16 protein-coding genes are annotated in these 17,701 nt (G+C 61.3%); 10 read left to right on the top strand and 6 right to left on the bottom strand.

Going from position 1 to position 17,701, the window contains the following annotated elements:
* Positions 1-178: 178 nt before the first annotated feature.
* Positions 179-1,672: an aldehyde dehydrogenase gene (locus ACHPFG_RS00080; protein WP_431701284.1), complete on the top strand. Its 1,494-nt coding sequence runs from the start codon at positions 179-181 to the stop codon at positions 1,670-1,672.
* Positions 1,673-1,820: 148 nt separating this feature from the next.
* The gene (locus tag ACHPFG_RS00075) at positions 1,821-2,963 is read left to right on the top strand and encodes an MFS transporter (protein ID WP_145337418.1); all 1,143 of its coding nucleotides are present in this window, start codon (positions 1,821-1,823) and stop codon (positions 2,961-2,963) included.
* 12 nt (positions 2,964-2,975) lie between these two features.
* Here the strand turns inward: ACHPFG_RS00075 and ACHPFG_RS00070 are convergent, their stop codons facing one another.
* Together ACHPFG_RS00070 and ACHPFG_RS00065 are read right to left on the bottom strand one after the other, a co-directional pair.
* Positions 2,976-4,544, bottom strand: a complete 1,569-nt coding sequence (locus ACHPFG_RS00070; protein WP_431701283.1) for a phospholipase D family protein — start codon at positions 4,542-4,544, stop codon at positions 2,976-2,978.
* Between the two features lie 62 nt (positions 4,545-4,606).
* Positions 4,607-6,031: a PLP-dependent aminotransferase family protein gene (locus tag ACHPFG_RS00065; RefSeq protein WP_431701282.1), complete on the bottom strand. Its 1,425-nt coding sequence runs from the start codon at positions 6,029-6,031 to the stop codon at positions 4,607-4,609.
* Between the two features lie 166 nt (positions 6,032-6,197).
* Here ACHPFG_RS00065 and ACHPFG_RS00060 point away from each other — a divergent pair, with 166 nt between their 5' ends.
* Complete coding sequence (locus tag ACHPFG_RS00060) at positions 6,198-6,422, top strand: DUF1127 domain-containing protein (protein ID WP_431703537.1); 225 nt, start codon at positions 6,198-6,200, stop codon at positions 6,420-6,422.
* On the opposite strand, the gene ACHPFG_RS00055 is transcribed toward ACHPFG_RS00060, so the two are convergent.
* Positions 6,423-7,715 carry an NAD(P)/FAD-dependent oxidoreductase gene (locus ACHPFG_RS00055; protein WP_431701281.1) on the bottom strand — a complete coding sequence of 431 codons (1,293 nt, stop codon included), beginning with the start codon at positions 7,713-7,715 and terminating at the stop codon, positions 6,423-6,425.
* Positions 7,716-7,830: 115 nt separating this feature from the next.
* Between ACHPFG_RS00055 and ACHPFG_RS00050 the strand changes: the two genes are divergently transcribed.
* Entirely contained in the window at positions 7,831-8,184 is a 354-nt protein-coding gene (locus ACHPFG_RS00050) for a YkgJ family cysteine cluster protein (protein WP_003176897.1), read from the top strand.
* Here ACHPFG_RS00050 and ACHPFG_RS00045 read toward each other — a convergent pair.
* Complete coding sequence (locus ACHPFG_RS00045) at positions 8,181-8,669, bottom strand: Lrp/AsnC ligand binding domain-containing protein (RefSeq protein ID WP_003206849.1); 489 nt, start codon at positions 8,667-8,669, stop codon at positions 8,181-8,183. The genes ACHPFG_RS00050 and ACHPFG_RS00045 overlap by 4 nt on opposite strands.
* 156 nt (positions 8,670-8,825) lie before the next feature.
* Between ACHPFG_RS00045 and dadA the strand changes: the two genes are divergently transcribed.
* From dadA to ACHPFG_RS00015, 6 genes are all read left to right on the top strand, one after another.
* Positions 8,826-10,127 carry a D-amino acid dehydrogenase gene (gene dadA, locus ACHPFG_RS00040; RefSeq protein WP_131697635.1) on the top strand — a complete coding sequence of 434 codons (1,302 nt, stop codon included), beginning with the start codon at positions 8,826-8,828 and terminating at the stop codon, positions 10,125-10,127.
* Positions 10,099-10,452 carry a RidA family protein gene (locus tag ACHPFG_RS00035; RefSeq protein WP_034116404.1) on the top strand — a complete coding sequence of 118 codons (354 nt, stop codon included), beginning with the start codon at positions 10,099-10,101 and terminating at the stop codon, positions 10,450-10,452. The genes dadA and ACHPFG_RS00035 overlap by 29 nt, the downstream gene beginning before the upstream one ends.
* Positions 10,453-10,532: 80 nt before the next feature.
* Complete coding sequence (gene alr / locus ACHPFG_RS00030; protein ID WP_431701280.1) at positions 10,533-11,606, top strand: alanine racemase; 1,074 nt, start codon at positions 10,533-10,535, stop codon at positions 11,604-11,606.
* 116 nt (positions 11,607-11,722) lie between these two features.
* Positions 11,723-12,271, top strand: a complete 549-nt coding sequence (locus ACHPFG_RS00025) for a cupin domain-containing protein (protein WP_003176893.1) — start codon at positions 11,723-11,725, stop codon at positions 12,269-12,271.
* Between the two features lie 181 nt (positions 12,272-12,452).
* Entirely contained in the window at positions 12,453-12,866 is a 414-nt protein-coding gene (locus tag ACHPFG_RS00020) for a c-type cytochrome (RefSeq protein WP_090401453.1), read from the top strand.
* 136 nt (positions 12,867-13,002) lie between these two features.
* Positions 13,003-14,925 carry an acetyl-CoA hydrolase/transferase C-terminal domain-containing protein gene (locus tag ACHPFG_RS00015; protein ID WP_431701279.1) on the top strand — a complete coding sequence of 641 codons (1,923 nt, stop codon included), beginning with the start codon at positions 13,003-13,005 and terminating at the stop codon, positions 14,923-14,925.
* A 135-nt stretch (positions 14,926-15,060) separates the two neighbouring features.
* Here ACHPFG_RS00015 and ACHPFG_RS00010 read toward each other — a convergent pair whose 3' ends face one another.
* Positions 15,061-15,633 (bottom strand): xanthine phosphoribosyltransferase, encoded by a 573-nt coding sequence (locus tag ACHPFG_RS00010; RefSeq protein WP_053258645.1) that lies wholly within the window; start codon positions 15,631-15,633, stop codon positions 15,061-15,063.
* Positions 15,634-15,691: 58 nt separating this feature from the next.
* A complete protein-coding gene (rep, locus tag ACHPFG_RS00005; RefSeq protein ID WP_027608306.1) occupies positions 15,692-17,701 on the bottom strand; it encodes a DNA helicase Rep in 2,010 nt (669 codons plus the stop codon).

The raw sequence follows: 17,701 nt of genomic DNA, 5'->3' as shown, positions 1-17,701 counted from the left end.
AAATGAACATCGCAAGGGCGTTTACCGGCGTTATGTCAAATATATTGAAACATCCCCGGCCGCTGGTTTAGGGTGGCAGCTGCCTTTGAGCCGAACAGTTGGCTGGCGGGCAAGCATTCTTTGAGGCTGCCGGGGGACATCGCCTGGCCCTTGTATTCAATAAGAGGAGGACACTCGCATGACCACCCTGACCCGTGCCGACTGGGAACAACGTGCCAAGGATCTGAAAATCGAAGGCCGCGCCTGCATCAATGGCGAATACACCGCTGCTGTTTCCGGTGACACCTTCGAATGCATCAGCCCGGTCGATGGTCGCCTGCTGGCCAGCGTGGCCAGTTGTGACGCCGCCGATGCCCAGCGTGCCGTAGAAAACGCCCGCGCCACCTTCAATTCCGGTGTGTGGTCGCGCCTGGCGCCGGCCAAACGCAAAGCCACCATGATCCGTTTCGCCGCGCTGCTCAAGGCCAATGCCGAAGAACTGGCGCTGCTCGAAACCCTGGACATGGGCAAGCCGATCAGCGATTCCCTGAACATTGACGTACCCGGCGCGGCGAATGCCCTGAGCTGGAGCGGTGAGGCAATCGACAAGATCTACGACGAAGTCGCTGCCACCCCGCATGATCAGTTGGGTCTGGTGACCCGCGAGCCGGTCGGCGTTGTGGGGGCCATCGTGCCGTGGAACTTCCCACTGATGATGGCCTGCTGGAAGCTCGGCCCGGCGCTGTCCACCGGTAACTCGGTGATCCTCAAACCTTCCGAAAAATCCCCACTCACCGCCATTCGCATCGCGGCCCTGGCCGTTGAGGCCGGTATTCCGAAAGGCGTGTTCAACGTGCTGCCGGGCTACGGCCACACCGTCGGCAATGCGCTGGCGCTGCACATGGACGTCGACACACTGGTGTTCACCGGTTCGACCAAGATCGCCAAGCAACTGTTGATCCGCTCCGGCGAATCGAACATGAAGCGTGTATGGCTGGAAGCCGGCGGCAAGAGCCCGAACATCGTTTTTGCCGATGCTCCGAACCTGCAAGCCGCCGCCGAATCCGCTGCCAGCGCCATCGCCTTCAACCAGGGCGAAGTCTGCACGGCCGGCTCGCGCCTGCTGGTGGAGCGTTCGATCAAGGACACCTTCCTGCCGCTGGTGATTGAGGCCCTCAAAGGCTGGAAACCCGGCAACCCGCTGGATCCGGCGACCACCGTTGGTGCGCTGGTGGACACCCAGCAGATGAACACCGTGCTCTCGTATATCGAAGCGGGTCACGCCGACGGCGCCAAGTTGGTGGCGGGTGGCAAGCGCATCCTGGAAGAGACGGGCGGCACCTACGTCGAGCCGACGATTTTCGACGGTGTGACCAACGCCATGAGAATCGCCCAGGAAGAGATCTTCGGCCCGGTGCTGTCGGTGATCACCTTTGACGGTGCCGAAGAAGCGATCAAGATCGCCAACGACACCCAATACGGCCTCGCCGCTGCGGTGTGGACATCGGACATTTCCAAGGCGCACCTCACCGCCAAGGCCCTGCGCGCCGGTAGCGTGTGGGTCAACCAATACGATGGCGGCGACATGACCGCACCGTTTGGCGGCTTCAAGCAGTCGGGTAATGGTCGCGACAAGTCGCTGCATGCGTTCGACAAGTACACCGAGCTGAAGGCGACCTGGATCAAGCTGTAAGCAACACCGCAGGCAAATGTGGGAGGGGGCTTGCCCCCGATAGCAGTGTGTCAGGCACTAACAGTGCTCAATGATCCACCGCAATCGGGAGCAAGCCCCCTCCCACACTGTTTTGTGTGAACCCATGATTATCCACAGGAGCGTGGCAATGCGTTGGGCGACCTATTTCGCCGTCCTGGCCTCGGTACTCAGTGTCGGCCTGGCCCTCGGCGTCAGCATGCCTCTGGTCTCCCTGCGTCTTGAGGGCTGGGGCTACGGCAGCTTCGCTATTGGCGTAATGGCCGCCATGCCGGCCTTTGGCGTATTGCTTGGCGCCAAGGTCTCCAGCCGCCTGGCCGCCTGGCTCGGCACCGCGAACCTCATGCGTCTGTGCCTTTGGGCCGGTGCGGTGTCCATCGGTTTGCTGGCCATTCTGCCCAGCTACCCGATATGGCTGGTGCTGCGCCTGATGATCGGGGTGATCCTGACCATCGTGTTTATCCTTGGTGAAAGCTGGATCAACCAGTTGGTGGTGGAGCAGTGGCGTGGCCGGCTGGTGGCGCTGTATGGCTGCAGTTATGCCTTGAGCCAGCTCTCGGGGCCGTTGCTGCTGGGCGTGATCGGTACCGGCCATGACTATGGTTTCTGGGTCGGCGTTGGCCTGCTGGTGGTGGCTCCGCTGGCATTGCTGGGTCGCTCCGGTGCGCCCAGTGCCGAATCGTTCAGCGTGACCTTCGCGGATTTGTGGCGCTTCTGCCTGAGCCTGCCGGCGATTGCCTGGGCGGTGGCGCTGTTCGCCGCGTTTGAGGCGATGATCCTGACGCTGCTGCCGGTGTATTGCCTGCAACAGGGGTTCACTGCCGAAATTGCCTTGGCGATGGTCAGCACGGTGGTGGTCGGTGACGCGCTGCTGCAACTGCCCATCGGTGCGCTGGCGGATTATCTGCCACGACGCACGCTGTTTTTGAGTTGCGCACTGCTGTTGCTGGCATCGAGCCTGGCGATTCCATTGCTGATGCACACGCTGCTCATCTGGCCACTATGGGTGCTGTTCGGCGCCAGTGCTGGCGGGTTGTTCACGTTGTCGCTGATTCTGATTGGCGAGCGTTATCGTGACGATGCGCTGGTGCGTGCCAATGCCCACATCGCGCAGTTATGGGGAATCGGCTGCCTGATCGGTCCGCTGGTGGCCGGCGCCGGCAGCCAATGGATCAGCGGGCACGCGCTGCCGTTGCTGATGGCCGTCGGGGCCTTGGGTTTGGTGGTGCTGTTGCTGCGCCAAGGTGCATTTGGTGCTGCTCAGCCGGCTTGATCCTCGCTGTTCCTAGAGCATGCGCTCCAGGCCGACCGAGGTGGCGAACCAGGCATTGAACCGCCGCCACCAACTGCCCGGCTCACGGGTCAGGGTATGCAGTTGGCCGTTGTCCTCGGTCACCCACACCACGTTGCCGTCCTGCAACTTCGCCTCGTAGCTCAAGGCCGGCGCCATGCCTTGCAGCGCCAGGTTGCGCACGTGTTCCGCCAGCTCCGGGCTGTCCACCAGCACGCCGACTTCGGTGTTCCACAGCACGGAGCGAGGGTCGAAATTGAAAGAGCCCACAAACGACTTCGTCCGATCAAAGATCATCGCCTTGCTGTGCAGGCTCGAGTCCGAGCCACGGAACGTGCCGCGACGAAACAGGTGCGGCCCGCTGCCTGCGCTCGGATCGCCCGGTTGGCGGCGCAATTCGTAGAGTTTCACGCCGTGCTCCAGCAACGCCTTGCGGTACGGTGCATAGCCGCCATGTACCGCCGGAACGTCGGTAGCCTCAAGGGAGTTGGTCAACAAGCTTACCGACACACCCGCATCGGCGCGGCCGGTGAGGTACACCAGCCCAGGTTGCCCTGGCACAAAGTACGCCGAGATCATGATCAGCTCACGGTTGACGCCTTCCAGCTCCGGGGCCAGTTGGGTGGTCAGCAGCAGGTGCGGGTCCGGGTCGGCCTTGGACAGGACCTTGCTCGGCGCGTCCCACAGTGCCTGGTTCCAGGCCCAGATCAGTTCGCGGCGCCAGGTGTCCATGCGTGGCTGGGTCTGGTAGGTGCGCAAGCGTGCATACAGCGCGTGCTTCTGCTGGCGCGACTCGGCCAGCGATGCTTCCAGGCCCAGGCGCGCGGCGGCCAGGTCACCTTTGGAGGGCATATTGGAGACAAAGTCATCAATGGGTTTGCTCAGGGCGCTGTTCCAGTACTGATCGAAACTGTGCCCGAGTTGTTCTGCCACCGGCCCGACGCTGAGCATGTCGATATCGGTGAAGTTCAGGTTGGGCTCGGCGTCGAAATACTCATCCCCCAAGTTGCGCCCGCCGACGATGGCCACGCTGTTGTCCGCCAGCCACAGCTTGTTGTGCATGCGCCGGTGTTGCAGCGACAGATTGAAAAGCCGGCCCATTGACCGTGTCACACCGGTGCTGCGCCCCAGATGCAGAGGGTTGAACAGGCGAATCTCGATCTTGGGGTGGGCGGCGAGTGTGGCGATGATCTGGTCGAGGCCGTCGCTGGTAGTGTCATCCAGCAGGATGCGCACGCGCACGCCTCGGTCGGCGGCCTTGAGCAGTTCATCCACCAGCATCCGTGTGCTGATGCCGTCGTGCACGATGTAGTACTGCAGGTCGAGGCTGGTCTGGGCGTTGCGGATCAACTCGGCGCGGGCCATAAAGGCTTCACTGCTGTTGGGTAGCAGGCGAAAGCCCGAGCGTCCTTGATACGGCGCGGCCTGGGCCTGGATCGAGCGGCCGAACGACGACTGGGCGGCCGGCAGGGCATCGCTGGGTATGCGCGGTGTACTCACCGTGGCGCAGCCGCTCAAGGCCAGGGCTCCCAACAGGAAAAACGGTAAAAGCCGTCGGATCATCAAGGGAGTCGCTTCCAGGTCAGGGCGGTAGTCGACATATGACGGCGATTTCTCGCGAAAGGTCAGTCCACCACTTCGGCCAGCATCTTGATCGCGGCAGCACCGACTTTGCGCACGGCCTCTTCAATCTGCGCGGTTGGCTTGGCAGCGTAGTTCATGCGCAGGCAGTTACGGTACTTGCCCGATGCGGAAAAGATGCTTCCCACCGCCACCTGTACGCCTTGTTCCACCAGCACGCGGTTGAGCTTGAGGGTGTCGAAACCTTCCGGCAGTTCTATCCATAGCATGAAGCTGCCTTGTGGGCGGCTGGCGCGTGTGCCGGCAGGGAAGTAGCGGCTGACCCAGTCGAGCATCAGGTCGCGATTACGCTGGTATTGTGTGCGCATCCGTCGCAAATGCGGTTCGAAATGGCCCCCTTTGAGAAACTCGGCAATGGCGATCTGCGGCTGCGTGGCGGTGGAGCCGGTGCTGATGTACTTCATGTGCAGTACCCGCTCCAGGTACCGGCCGGGCGCGACCCAGCCAATGCGCAGGCCCGGCGCCAGGGTCTTGGAGAATGAGCTGCACAACAGCACGCGACCGTCTTCGTCGAAGGATTTGATGGTGCGCGGGCGCGGGTAGCTGTAGGCCAGTTCGCCATACACATCGTCTTCGATGATCGCTACGTCAAAGCGCTGGGCCAGGGTCAGCAACGCGCGTTTGCGCGCTTCCGGCATGATGTAGCCCAGCGGGTTATTGCAGTTGGGGGTCAACTGGATGACCTTGATCGGCCACTGTTCCAGGGCCAGTTCCAAGGCTTCGAGGCTGATGCCGGTGATCGGGTCGGTGGGGATTTCCAAGGCTTTCATGCCCAGGCCCTTGAGGGTCTGCATGGCGCCGTGGAAGCTGGGCGAGTCCACCGCGACGATATCGCCAGGCTCGCAGATGGCGTGGATGCTGGCGGATAGCGCCTCGTGGCAGCCGGTGGTAATCACGATGTCCTCGGCAGTCAGCTGGCAGCCGGAATCCAGTGACAGTCGGGCAATCTGCTCGCGCAGTTCCATACAGCCGAGGATATTGTCGTAATACAGCCCCGGCAGATCCTGGCGCCGGCTGACGCGAGCCAGGCTGCGCAGCAAGGGCTTGAGGGTGGGTGACAATACATCCGGCATGCCGCGACCCAGCTGTATGACGTCCTTGCGCGGAACGGCGCGAATCAGCTCCAGAACCAGGTCCCACTGGGAGATTTCCACCGGGCGCTGGGCCGGGCGGCCGACCTCGGGCAGTGCCGGCAACTCCCGGCCCACCGGTACAAAGTACCCAGACTTGGGCTTGGGCGTCGCCAGGCCATTGTCTTCCAGCAATCGATACGCCTGCTGCACGGTGCTCAGGCTGACCCCGTGCTCCACGCTCAAGGCGCGTACGGACGGCAGTCGATCACCGGGGCGATAGAAACCCTGCTCGATGCGCGTGCCCAGTAATTCGGCGAGGTTGACGTAAAGCGTCATGGCGGTCGCTCCCGGGGGACCAGTACAGATAGGGGGAAAATACAGGATTCAGCCGCGTACAGGCAGTGTCTGTATGGATTTAATAAAGGCGGGTTGAATCTGTAATGGTTTTGCCTGCTCGCCCATTCTAGTCACTCATGGCAACAAGCAAATGAGGGGCAGCAAAATGAACGGCATGAGCGATGTGCGGCTGATGTTACACAGTCAGGAGTTGCAGGCTGGGCAAGAGCGGGTGACGTCGCCGCGCGAGATCAGCCGCTGGGGTCTGTTCTGGCACCGCCGCCATACGCGCAAGGCCTTGTTGCACTTGACCCGCGAGCAATTGCGCGATGTCGGGTTGACCCCAGAGCAAGCCCGCCAGGAAGGCCTGAAACCGTTCTGGCGTGATTGATCAGACCAGCTCTTTGAGGCGGTGCCAGAGCATTCCCAAGGCCAGCAGCGGCGAGCGCAGGTGCTTGCCGCCGGGGAAGGTGATGTGCGGCACCTGGGCGAACAGGTCGAAACGTCCCTGCTGCTGGCCACTGATGGCTTCGGCCAGCAGCTTGCCCGCCAGGTGCGTGGCGTTGAGGCCATGGCCTGCGTAGGCCTGGGCGTAATACACGTTAGGCTGGTCCGCCAAGCGGCCGATCTGCGGCAGGCGGTTGGCGCCGATGCCGATCATGCCGCCCCATTGGTAGTCGATGTTCACGTCGGCCAGCTGTGGGAACACCTGCAGCATCTTTGGCCGCATGTAGGCGCCGATGTCCTTGGGGTCGCGTCCGGAGTAGTGGCAGGCGCCGCCGAATAACAGACGGCGGTCGGCTGACAGCCGGAAATAATCTACCGTCACGCGCTGGTCACACACCGCCATGTTCTGCGGTAGCAGGTTGGCGGCTTGTGCCTGGCTCAAGGGCTCGGTGGCGATGATGTAGCTGCCGGCGGGCAGCACCTTGCCGCTCAATTGCGGGTTCAGTCCATTGAGATAGGCATTGCAAGCCAGTACCAGGGTCTTGGCGCGCACAGTGCCTTGGGTGGTGTGCACCTTGACCTCGGGGCCGTAGTCGATACGCGTGACTTCCGACTGTTCGAACAACTGCACACCCCATTGCTGCGCGGCGGCGGCTTCGCCGAGAGCCAGGTTCAACGGGTGCAGGTGGCCGGAACCCATGTCGATCATGCCGCCCACATAGCGGTCGGAGCCGATCACGCTGCCCATTTCGCTCGCTTGTAACAGACGTACTTCGTGGCGATAGCCCAGGCTGCGCAGCTCTTCGGCGTCTTCGGCCAGGCCTTGCAGGTCGCGAGGCTTGTTGGCCAGGTCGCAGTAGCCCCAGGTCAGGTCGCAGGGGATCTGGTAGCGTTCGACGCGTTCACGCACGATCTCCACGGCTTCCAGGCCCATCAGCTTCATCTGGCGCACGCCATCGGTGCCGATCACGTTGGTGAACTGCTCCAGGCCATGACCGACACCGCGAATCAACTGGCCGCCATTGCGCCCGCTGGCGCCCCAGGCGATCTTGCGCGCCTCCAGCAGCACCACCCTGAAGCCGCGCTCCGCCAGCTCCAGGGCCGTGTTGAGCCCGGAGAAACCGCCGCCGATCACGCACACATCGGCGCTCACTTCGCCCGTCAACGCTGGGTAATCGGGTTGCGGCACGCTGCTGGCGGCGTAGTAGGAAGCGGTGTGCCGGGCGCTGGCAGTCATGGGGAGCATCCCTGTTTGGAAAATTTGACGCAGGATACAGCGGTCGGACGAGGCTGTCTGCGCAGGGCGTTTTGCTTCAGAATCCACCTCTATTTGCCGTTTGGTACGTGTTTCGATGAGTTGCAACAGTCAGAAAATCAGCGCGCTGCGCCGTCAGATTCCTTCGTTCGAGTGCGTCCCCGGCTGCCACGACTGCTGTGGGCCGGTCACCACTTCGCCGGAGGAAATGTCGCGCCTGCCACGCAAGACCGCCGCCGAGCAGGACGCGGCGATGGACGAGCTGAACTGCGTGCACCTGGGCCCCAACGGCTGCACCGTGTATGACGAGCGGCCGCTGATCTGTCGGCTGTTCGGCACCACCAAGACCTTGCCTTGCCCCAATGGGCGCGGGCCCGTAGAGCTGATTCACCCTCGGGTGGAGAAGCAGATCCATGAGTACATGGCGAGTACCCGGCAGGTGCTGGTTTAATCAGGAATAGGCAGGTTAAGGCTCTCTTTCACCTCTTCCATCACGATATAGCTCTTCGATTCCCGCACATGGGGCAACTTGAGCAGGATGTCGCCGAGTAATTTGCGGTACGAGGCCATCTCGGAAATCCGCGCTTTCACCAGGTAGTCGAAGTCTCCCGACACCAGGTGGCACTCCAGCACATGGGGCAGTTTCAGCACGGCGCGGCGGAACTCTTCAAAGGTGTCGCCGGATTTGTAATCGAGGCTGATCTCGACAAATACCAGCAAACTCCCCTTCAAATGCTGCGGATTGAGCCGCGCGTTATAACCCATGATGATCCCCTCGCGCTCCAGCCGCCGCACCCGCTCGGTACACGGCGTGGTGGAGAGCCCGACCTTTTCCCCCAGCTCGGTGAACGAAATTCGCCCGTCGGCTTGCAGGATGCGCAGGATGTTGCGGTCGATCTTGTCCAGCTCCCGCTTGGTCTGGGTGTTGGTACGCATAGGGGATACGCCTCTGTGAAAAGGGTTTTTGCCGAGAATTGTCGCCAAATATAGGCATTTATATAGTGAAATGCACTGGCGATTGCTTTTTATACTGCGCCCATCATTGCTCGAATAACACACGTCAGCGGCCAAGCCCGCGATGAGGATATAAAAATGCGCGTTCTGGTCTTGGGTAGCGGCGTCATTGGTGTGACCAGTGCCTACTATTTGGCGCGGGCCGGCTTTGAAGTCGTCGTAGTCGACCGTCAGCCCGCCGCTGCCATGGAAACCAGTTTCGCCAACGCCGGCCAGGTGTCCCCAGGCTACGCTTCGCCATGGGCCGCGCCGGGCGTGCCGCTCAAGGCCATCAAATGGTTGCTGCAACGCCACGCGCCGCTGGCGATCAAGGCCACCGCCGATATCGACCAATACCTGTGGATGGCGCAGATGCTGCGCAACTGCACCGCCAGCCGTTATGCGGTGAACAAGGAGCGCATGGTGCGCCTGTCCGAGTACAGTCGTGACTGCCTCGACGAACTGCGTGCGGAAACCGGTATTGGGTACGAAGGCCGCAGCCTGGGGACTACGCAGCTGTTCCGCACCCAGGCCCAGCTTGATGGCGCCGCTAAAGACATTGCCGTTTTGAAAGAGTCCGGCGTGCCGTTCGAACTGCTTGATCGCGCCGGTATCGCCCGCGTGGAGCCTGCCCTGGCCAGCGTCACCGATATCCTTGCCGGTGCTTTACGTCTGCCGAATGACCAGACCGGCGATTGCCAGATGTTCACCACCCGCCTGGCAGAAATGTGCAAGCAACTGGGCGTGGAATTCCGCTTCGAACAGGATATCCAGCGCCTCGACTACGCGGGCGAGCGCGTCAACGGTGTGTGGATCGACGGCAAGCTGGAAACCGCCGACCGCTACGTACTGGCCCTCGGCAGTTATTCGCCGAAGCTGCTCAAGCCGCTGGGGATCAAGGCGCCGGTGTACCCGCTCAAGGGTTACTCGCTGACGGTGCCCATCACCAATCCGGCAATGGCGCCGACCTCGACCATTCTGGATGAGACCTACAAGGTCGCGATCACCCGTTTCGACAACCGCATCCGCGTCGGCGGTATGGCCGAAATAGCCGGTTTTGACCTGTCGCTTAACCCGCGGCGACGTGAAACCCTGGAGATGATCGTCAACGACCTTTATCCTCAGGGCGGCGATCTGACCGAAGCCACTTTCTGGACCGGCCTGCGCCCGACCACACCCGACGGCACGCCGATTGTCGGTGCCACGCCGTTCAAGAATCTGTTCCTGAATACTGGCCACGGCACCCTCGGCTGGACCATGGCGTGTGGCTCTGGTCGCTTGCTGGCCGACCTGATGGCGAAGAAAACGCCGCAGATCAGCGCCGAAGGCCTCGATATTTCCCGTTATGGCAACCACCAGGAGTCCGCAAAACATGTCAATCCAGCGCCAGCTCACCAATGAGCGCATGAGCCAGATCGTTGTTCACAGCGGTACCGTGTATCTGGCCGGGCAAGTCGGTGACGACATGAGCGCCGGGATCGAACAGCAGACCCGTGAAACCCTGGCCAATATCGAGCGTTTGCTGGACCTGGCCGGCACCGACAAAACCAAGCTGCTGTCGGTGACGATCTACCTGAAGGACATCGACGCCGACTTCGCGGGTATGAACGCGGTGTGGGACAAGTGGCTGCCCAAAGGTGTCGCCCCGGCCCGCGCCACGGTTGAGGCCAAGCTGTGCGAACCGGAAATCCTGGTAGAGCTGTCCGTCGTGGCCGCGCTGCCTTAAACAACGATCCCTCTTCCGGTGCTGAGGTTGTTGATCGGTGCCGGTTTTTTCTTCACTTTGCCGCCTAGAAGCCTGCCGCCATGCGTCCTGCCCGTGCCCTGATCGACCTCCAAGCCCTGCGCCACAACTACCAATTGGCCCGTGAAGTCACGGGCGCCAAGGCCCTCGCGGTGGTCAAGGCCGACGCCTACGGCCATGGTGCCGTGCGCGTCGCCCAGGCGCTGGAAGCCGAGGCCGATGGGTTTGCCGTGGCGTGTATCGAGGAGGCGTTGGAGCTGCGCGCCGCCGGTATTCGCGCGCCAGTGCTGCTGCTGGAAGGTTTTTTCGAAGCCGACGAGTTGCCGCTGATCGTCGAGCATGATTTCTGGTGCGTGGTGCATTCGCTGTGGCAACTGGAGGCCATCGAACAGGCCAGCCTGCTCAAGCCGCTGACCATCTGGCTCAAGCTGGATTCGGGAATGCACCGCGTTGGCCTGCACCCCAAGGATTACCACGAGGCTTACCAGCGCCTGCTGGCCAGCGGCAAAGTCGCAAAGATTGTGTTGATGAGCCATTTTGCCCGCGCCGATGAGCTCGATTGCGTCAGCAGCGACGAGCAAGTGGCGGTGTTTGATGCGGCGCGCCAAGGGTTGGTGGCTGAGGTCAGCCTGCGCAACTCGCCGTCGGTGCTGGGCTGGCCGAGCGTATCCAGCGACTGGGTACGTCCGGGCATCATGCTTTATGGCGCCACACCGTTTGGTGAGGACCAGGCCTTGGCCGCGCGTTTGCAGCCGGTGATGACCCTGGAATCGAAAGTGATCTGCGTGCGTGAACTGCCAGCCGGCGAGCCGGTGGGTTACGGCGCCCGGTTCATCACGCCCAAACCGATGCGTATCGGTGTGGTTGCCATGGGGTATGCCGACGGCTACCCGCGCCATGCGCCCACCGGCACGCCGGTGCTGGTGGCGGGGCAGCGCAGCCAATTGCTGGGTCGCGTGTCCATGGACATGCTGTGCATTGATCTGACGGACGTCCCTGAGGCGGGTCTTGGTTCCACCGTGGAGCTGTGGGGCAAAAACATCCTCGCCAGTGACGTCGCCGTCGCCGCCGAGACCATCCCGTACCAGATCTTCTGCAACCTGCGTCGTGTGCCAAGGCTCTATTCCGGCGCTTGACCGTCAGGTACGAACACCGCTCCCTGGGATTTAGGCCCAAGTGTTGTAAATACTGAACGCTGTCGCCATGATAACGCTCAATTACAACAAAGCCAGAATCCTAGGAGGCTCCCGCATTGGACGTCGGCGAACGACTGCAATCCATCCGTAAGCTGAAGGGTCTTTCCCAGCGTGAGCTCGCCAAGCGCGCGGGCGTCACCAACAGCACCATTTCGATGATCGAAAAAAACAGTGTCAGCCCCTCGATCAGTTCCTTGCGCAAGGTGCTGGGCGGCATCCCCATGTCCATGGTCGAGTTCTTTTCCGAGGAGATCCTCCAGGAAATACCGACGCAGATCGTCTATAAAGCCAATGAGCTGATCGACATCTCTGATGGCGCCGTCACCATGAAACTGGTGGGTCGTGCTCACCCGAGCCGGGCGATCGCGTTTCTCAACGAAATCTACCCGCCGGGCGCCGATACGGGCGAAGAAATGCTCACCCACGAGGGCGAAGAAACCGGGATTCTGGTGGAAGGCCGTTTGGAGTTGGTGGTCGGTCTTGAAACTTTTGTGCTCGAAGCCGGCGATAGCTACTACTTTGAAAGCACCAAGCCCCATCGTTTCCGTAATCCGTTCGATGTGCCGGCGCGACTAATCAGCGCAGCCACACCCGCGAACTTTTAACAAAAGAGGCGTCCTGCCAGCGTTGCAGAGACACCCGAGCAGCATTCCGCGAGACTGAATCTCCCTTTGTTTAATAGGGTTGTTTCGGCCGGACGGGCTAACCGTTATACTTTCGCCGCCTGCGAAACCGTGGCCGCAGGCGTGAATAGCCACCATTGAGGGTGAACGCGTGAATCTAATTATGAAAATGCTGGCTGCACCAGCAACCGTACTGGCCCTATGGGCTGTCAGCGCTCAAGCTGCGACCAATGATGACATTGCCAAGCGCCTGGAGCCTGTGGGCCAGGTGTGCGTCCAGGGGCAGGAATGCAAGGGGATGGAAGTCGCTGTGGCAGCGGGCGGCGGCGGCGGAGCGAAAACGCCAGATGAAGTGATCGCCAAACACTGCAACGCGTGCCACGGCACCGGCCTGTTGAACGCGCCGAAAATTGGCGATACCGCGGCCTGGAAAGAGCGCGCCGACCACCAGGGCGGCCTCGATGGCATCCTGGCCAAGGCAATCACTGGTATCAACGCCATGCCGCCAAAAGGCACCTGTGCTGATTGCTCGGATGATGAGCTTAAAGGTGCAATCAAGAAGATGTCCGGCCTTTAACCGTCGATCTTCGCCAAAAACGCCGCTTACGAGCGGCTTTTTTGTGCCCGTAATTTGTGTTTTGAGGCTGTTCTTTGCAGCAAAGACCCGCCACTCTCTGTCCAACCCCTAATCATGGAATGTTCAGGAGGGTCGGATGGTGCAGTTGTGTTCAATCGAGCAAGCAGTTGACGACGTACTCGCGCGGCTACCGGCGCATATCCACATGGGCATGCCCCTGGGGCTGGGCAAGCCCAACCTCTTCGCCAATGCGTTGTACCGGCGTATCGCCAAGCTGCCGGAGCGGGCGCTGACGATTTACACCGCGTTGAGCCTGGGTCGCCCGACCTTGGGCGATGGCTTGCAGAAGCGCTTTCTCGAACCCTTTATCGAGCGAGTGTTTGGTGATTACCCAGAGCTGGAGTTTCTCGCCGCGCTGCACTCAGACAGCCTCCCGAAGAATATCCATGTGCAGCAGTTCTTCATGCAGCCCGGCAGTTTGCTGCACAGCACGTCGGCCCAGCAGCATTACGTCAGCAGCAACTACAGCCACGCCGCCCGCGACATCAACGCCGCCGGCCTGAACCTGGTGGCACAACTGGTTGCGAGCAGCGCGGAACACCCGGACCGCCTGAGCCTGAGCTGCAACCCCGACATCACCCTCGACCTGCTGCCCATGATCGCCAAGCGCCGTGAAGCGGGCGAAACCGTTTTGATCGTTGGCCAGGTTCACACCGAGTTGCCGTACATGCCGGGCGACTCCGAGTTGGGCATGGACGCGTTCGACTACCTGATCGATGCAAAGGACAGCAGCACGTTGTTCTCCACGCCGAACATGCCGGTGGGGTTCCAGGACCATTTCATCGGCTTGCACGCCAGCACCCTGGTGCGGGATGGAGGCACCTTGCAGATCGGTATTGGCTCCATGGGCGACGCACTGACCGCCGCTTTGCTGGCGCGCCAGGCCGATAACGAAGCTTATCGCCTGCTACTGACTGACCTGGATGTGTATCAATGGGCCCCGCTGATCAGCCGTGAAGGTGGTGTCGATCCCTTCGCCCGTGGGCTCTACGGTTGCAGCGAAATGTTCGTCAACGGCCTGCTGGTGCTGGCGGATGCGGGGATTATCCGGCGCAAGGTCTACCCGGATGTGGCCACTCAGGAACAGGCCAACGCCGGTTTGCTGGACGATGCGGCGCAGCCCGACGGCGTTTCGATCCACGGCGGTTTCTTCCTGGGGCCGCGCAGTTTTTACCAGCGCTTGCAGGAGATGACCCACGCCAAGCGCCTGGAATTCAACATGACCCGCATCAGCTACATCAACGAGCTGTACGGCCAGGAAGCGCTCAAGCGCCTGCAGCGCCAGGATGCACGGTTTATCAACAGCGCGATCACGGTGACGTTGCTGGGCGCAGGCGTGGCCGACCAGTTGGAGGACGGTCGCGTGCTCAGCGGCGTGGGTGGGCAATACAACTTTGTGGCTCAGGGGCATGCGCTGGAGGGCGCGCGCTCAATCCTGATCCTGCGCAGTTGGCGTGAGTCGGCGGGGGAGGTCAGTTCCAATATCGTCTGGGAGTATGGGCATTGCACCATTCCCCGCCACCTGCGGGACATCGTCATCACCGAGTACGGCATTGCCGACCTGCGTGGGCAGACGGATGCCAAGGTGATCGAGGCGTTGCTCAACATCACCGATTCACGCTTCCAGGCCGACTTGATCGAACAAGCGCAAAAGGCTGGCAAGTTGCCCAAGGATTTCCAGCTCGATCCTCGCTTCAGCGACAACACCCCGGAGCGGCTCCAGGGTATCCAGGCGCGGCACCGCCGTTTGTTCCCGGAATATCCGCTGGGCAGCGACTTCACGGATGAAGAGCGGGACCTGTTGCGTGCATTGAACTGGCTCAAGAGCAAATTCAAGCTGACGGAGATTCTGGAGTTGGGCAAGGCAGCGCTGGATGCCCCGGAGCCGGAGGCGTTTCCAGCGCATTTGAGGCGGATGCGGTTGGATAAACCGGAGGGGCTGAAAGAGGATCTCTATCAGCGCCTATTGCTCGCTGGCTTACAAGCAACCGCACACTAAAAACCAACACAAAGCCAAATGTGGGAGGGGGCTTGCCCCCGATAGCGGCGTATCAGTCCCAAATGTGTTGGCTGAACCACTGTTATCGGGGGCAAGCCCCTCCCACATTTTGATCCGTGTTCACCTCGTAGCAAATTACTCGATGAAGGTGACGACGCCACCGGCCAGCGACTTCACCCGCGCCAGCGACTCAACCCGATAACCCTGCGCATCCAACTCCGCACGGCCACCCTGGAACGACTTCTCGATCACAATCCCCAAACCGGCAACGGTCGCACCGGCCTGCTTGATGATCGAAATCAGCGCCTGGGATGCCTTGCCGTTGGCCAGGAAGTCATCGATCACCAGTACGCGGTCGCTGCTGGTCAGGTGACGCGGCGAGATCGCCACGGTGCTTTCGACTTTCTTGGTGAAGGAATACACCGTCGCCGACAGCAGGTTTTCGGTCAGGGTCAGGGACTGCTGCTTGCGTGCGAAAATCACCGGTACGCCAAGGTTCAGACCGGTCATGATTGCCGGAGCGATGCCCGACGCTTCGATGGTGACGATCTTGGTGATGCCCGAGTCCTTGAACCGCGCGGCGAATTCGTCGCCGATCAGTTTCATCAGCGCCGGGTCGATCTGGTGATTCAGAAAGGCGTCGACCTTGAGTACCTGATCGGAAAGCACGATGCCTTCTTCGCGAATTTTCTTGTGCAGTGCTTCCACGGAAAGCTTCCTCTAATGGCGGGTTGTGCGCCGAAAGTAGATTAAAAAGTAGTCGATTCTAGCGCTTTAACATCGCGCGTATATCCGCCAGGGCGGTGTTGCCGCGAACGGCCTTCACCTCGGTCGGGGTGTCGTCATTGCCTTCCCAGGCCAGGTCATCCGGCGGCAATTCGTCCAGGAAGCGGCTGGGGGCACAATCGATGATTTCGCCGTATTGCTTGCGCTTGGCGGCAAAGGTGAAGGCCAGGGTCTGACGTGCGCGGGTAATGCCCACGTAGGCCAGACGCCGTTCTTCCTCGATGGTGTCGGCTTCGATGCTGGAGCGGTGCGGGAGGATTTCCTCTTCCATGCCCATGATGAACACATAGGGAAATTCCAGGCCCTTGGATGCATGCAAGGTCATCATCTGTACACCTTCGGCGCCGTCTTCCTCTTCCTGCTGGCGCTCGAGCATGTCGCGCAGCACCAGCTTGCCGATGGCGTCTTCGACGGTCATTTCGCCGTCTTCGTCTTTTTCCAGGGTGTTCTTCAACGCTTCGATCAGGAACCAGACGTTGCCCATGCGGTAATCCGCGGCCTTGTCGCTGGAACTGTTGGTGCGCAGCCAGTTTTCATAGTCGATGTCCATGACCATGCTGCGCAGGGCGCTGATCGGGTCTTCGCCGGCGCACTGCTCGCGCACCTTGTCCATGAAGCGCTTGAAGCGCGACAGGCGATCGGTGAAGCGCGTGTCCAGGTGTTCGCCCAGGCCGATTTCGTCGGTGGCGGCGTACATCGAGATCTTGCGTTCGGTGGCGTAGTTGCCGAGCTTTTCCAGGGTAGTAGAACCAATCTCGCGGCGCGGCACGTTGATCACGCGCAGGAAGGCGTTGTCGTCGTCCGGGTTCACGATCAGGCGGAAGTAGGCCATCAGGTCTTTCACTTCCTGGCGTCCGAAAAAGCTGTTGCCGCCTGACAGGCGATACGGCACCTGGTGATGCTGCAACTTCAGTTCGATCAGCTTGGCCTGGTAGTTGCCGCGATAGAGGATCGCGAAATCGCTGTAGGGGCGGTCGGTGCGCAGGTGCAGGCTGAGGATTTCCACGGCCACGCGCTCGGCTTCGGCGTCTTCGTTGCGGCAGCGGATCACGCGGATCTCATCGCCGTGGCCCATCTCGCTCCACAGTTGTTTTTCAAACTCGTGGGGGTTGTTCGAGATCAGCACGTTGGCGCAACGCAGGATGCGGCTGGTGGAGCGGTAGTTCTGCTCCAGCATCACCACTTTCAGGGACGGGTAGTCATCCTTGAGCAGCATCAGGTTTTCCGGGCGGGCGCCGCGCCAGGCGTAGATCGACTGGTCGTCGTCGCCCACCACGGTGAACTGGTTGCGCGTGCCGATCAGCAACTTCACCAGCAAATATTGGCTGGCGTTGGTGTCCTGGTATTCGTCCACCAGCAGGTAGCGCACCTTGTTCTGCCACTTTTCGAGGATGTCGGCGTGTTCCTGGAACAGCTTCACCGGCAGCAGGATCAGGTCGTCGAAGTCCACCGCGTTGAACGCCTTGAGCGTGCGCTGGTAGTGGGTGTAGACGATGGCGGCGGTCTGTTCCTTGGGGTTGCGTGCATTTTCCAGGGCTTCGGGCGGCAGGATCAGGTCGTTTTTCCAGGCGCCGATCATGTTCTTGATCTCGTCGACGCCGTCGTCGCCCGCGTACTCCTTCTGCATGATGTCGGTCATCAGGGCCTTGACGTCGGTCTCGTCGAAGATCGAGAAGCCCGGCTTGTAGCCCAGCCGCACATGCTCCTTGCGGATGATGTTCAGGCCCAGGTTGTGGAAGGTACACACCGTGAGGCCACGGCCTTCGCCACCCTTGAGCAAGGTGCCGACGCGCTCTTTCATTTCCCGCGCCGCCTTGTTGGTAAAGGTCATGGCGACGATGTACTGGGCGCGGATGCCACAGTTCTGGATCAGGTGCGCGATCTTGCGGGTGATCACGCTGGTCTTGCCGGAGCCTGCACCGGCGAGCACCAATAGAGGGCCGCCGACGTAGTTCACGGCTTCTTGCTGCCGGGGATTGAGTCGGGACAT

The sequence above is a fragment of the Pseudomonas sp. BR20 genome, from assembly GCF_050780135.1.
Taxonomy (GTDB): domain Bacteria; phylum Pseudomonadota; class Gammaproteobacteria; order Pseudomonadales; family Pseudomonadaceae; genus Aquipseudomonas.
This window is presented reverse-complemented; position numbering and strand designations above follow the sequence as displayed.

What these genes read in the sequence shown, in the direction of transcription:
- ACHPFG_RS00075 (WP_145337418.1), top strand. Translation starts at nt 1,821, where the DNA reads ATGCGTTGGGCGACCTATTTCGCCGTCCTGGCCTCGGTACTCAGTGTC.
- ACHPFG_RS00080 (WP_431701284.1), top strand. Translation starts at nt 179, where the DNA reads ATGACCACCCTGACCCGTGCCGACTGGGAACAACGTGCCAAGGATCTG.
- ACHPFG_RS00055 (WP_431701281.1), bottom strand. Translation starts at nt 7,715, where the DNA reads ATGACTGCCAGCGCCCGGCACACCGCTTCCTACTACGCCGCCAGCAGC.
- rep (WP_027608306.1), bottom strand. Translation starts at nt 17,701, where the DNA reads ATGTCCCGACTCAATCCCCGGCAGCAAGAAGCCGTGAACTACGTCGGC.
- ACHPFG_RS00020 (WP_090401453.1), top strand. Translation starts at nt 12,453, where the DNA reads ATGAAAATGCTGGCTGCACCAGCAACCGTACTGGCCCTATGGGCTGTC.
- ACHPFG_RS00060 (WP_431703537.1), top strand. Translation starts at nt 6,198, where the DNA reads ATGAACGGCATGAGCGATGTGCGGCTGATGTTACACAGTCAGGAGTTG.
- ACHPFG_RS00065 (WP_431701282.1), bottom strand. Translation starts at nt 6,031, where the DNA reads ATGACGCTTTACGTCAACCTCGCCGAATTACTGGGCACGCGCATCGAG.
- ACHPFG_RS00070 (WP_431701283.1), bottom strand. Translation starts at nt 4,544, where the DNA reads ATGATCCGACGGCTTTTACCGTTTTTCCTGTTGGGAGCCCTGGCCTTG.
- ACHPFG_RS00045 (WP_003206849.1), bottom strand. Translation starts at nt 8,669, where the DNA reads ATGCGTACCAACACCCAGACCAAGCGGGAGCTGGACAAGATCGACCGC.
- ACHPFG_RS00015 (WP_431701279.1), top strand. Translation starts at nt 13,003, where the DNA reads ATGGTGCAGTTGTGTTCAATCGAGCAAGCAGTTGACGACGTACTCGCG.
- ACHPFG_RS00035 (WP_034116404.1), top strand. Translation starts at nt 10,099, where the DNA reads ATGTCAATCCAGCGCCAGCTCACCAATGAGCGCATGAGCCAGATCGTT.
- dadA (WP_131697635.1), top strand. Translation starts at nt 8,826, where the DNA reads ATGCGCGTTCTGGTCTTGGGTAGCGGCGTCATTGGTGTGACCAGTGCC.
- alr (WP_431701280.1), top strand. Translation starts at nt 10,533, where the DNA reads ATGCGTCCTGCCCGTGCCCTGATCGACCTCCAAGCCCTGCGCCACAAC.
- ACHPFG_RS00050 (WP_003176897.1), top strand. Translation starts at nt 7,831, where the DNA reads ATGAGTTGCAACAGTCAGAAAATCAGCGCGCTGCGCCGTCAGATTCCT.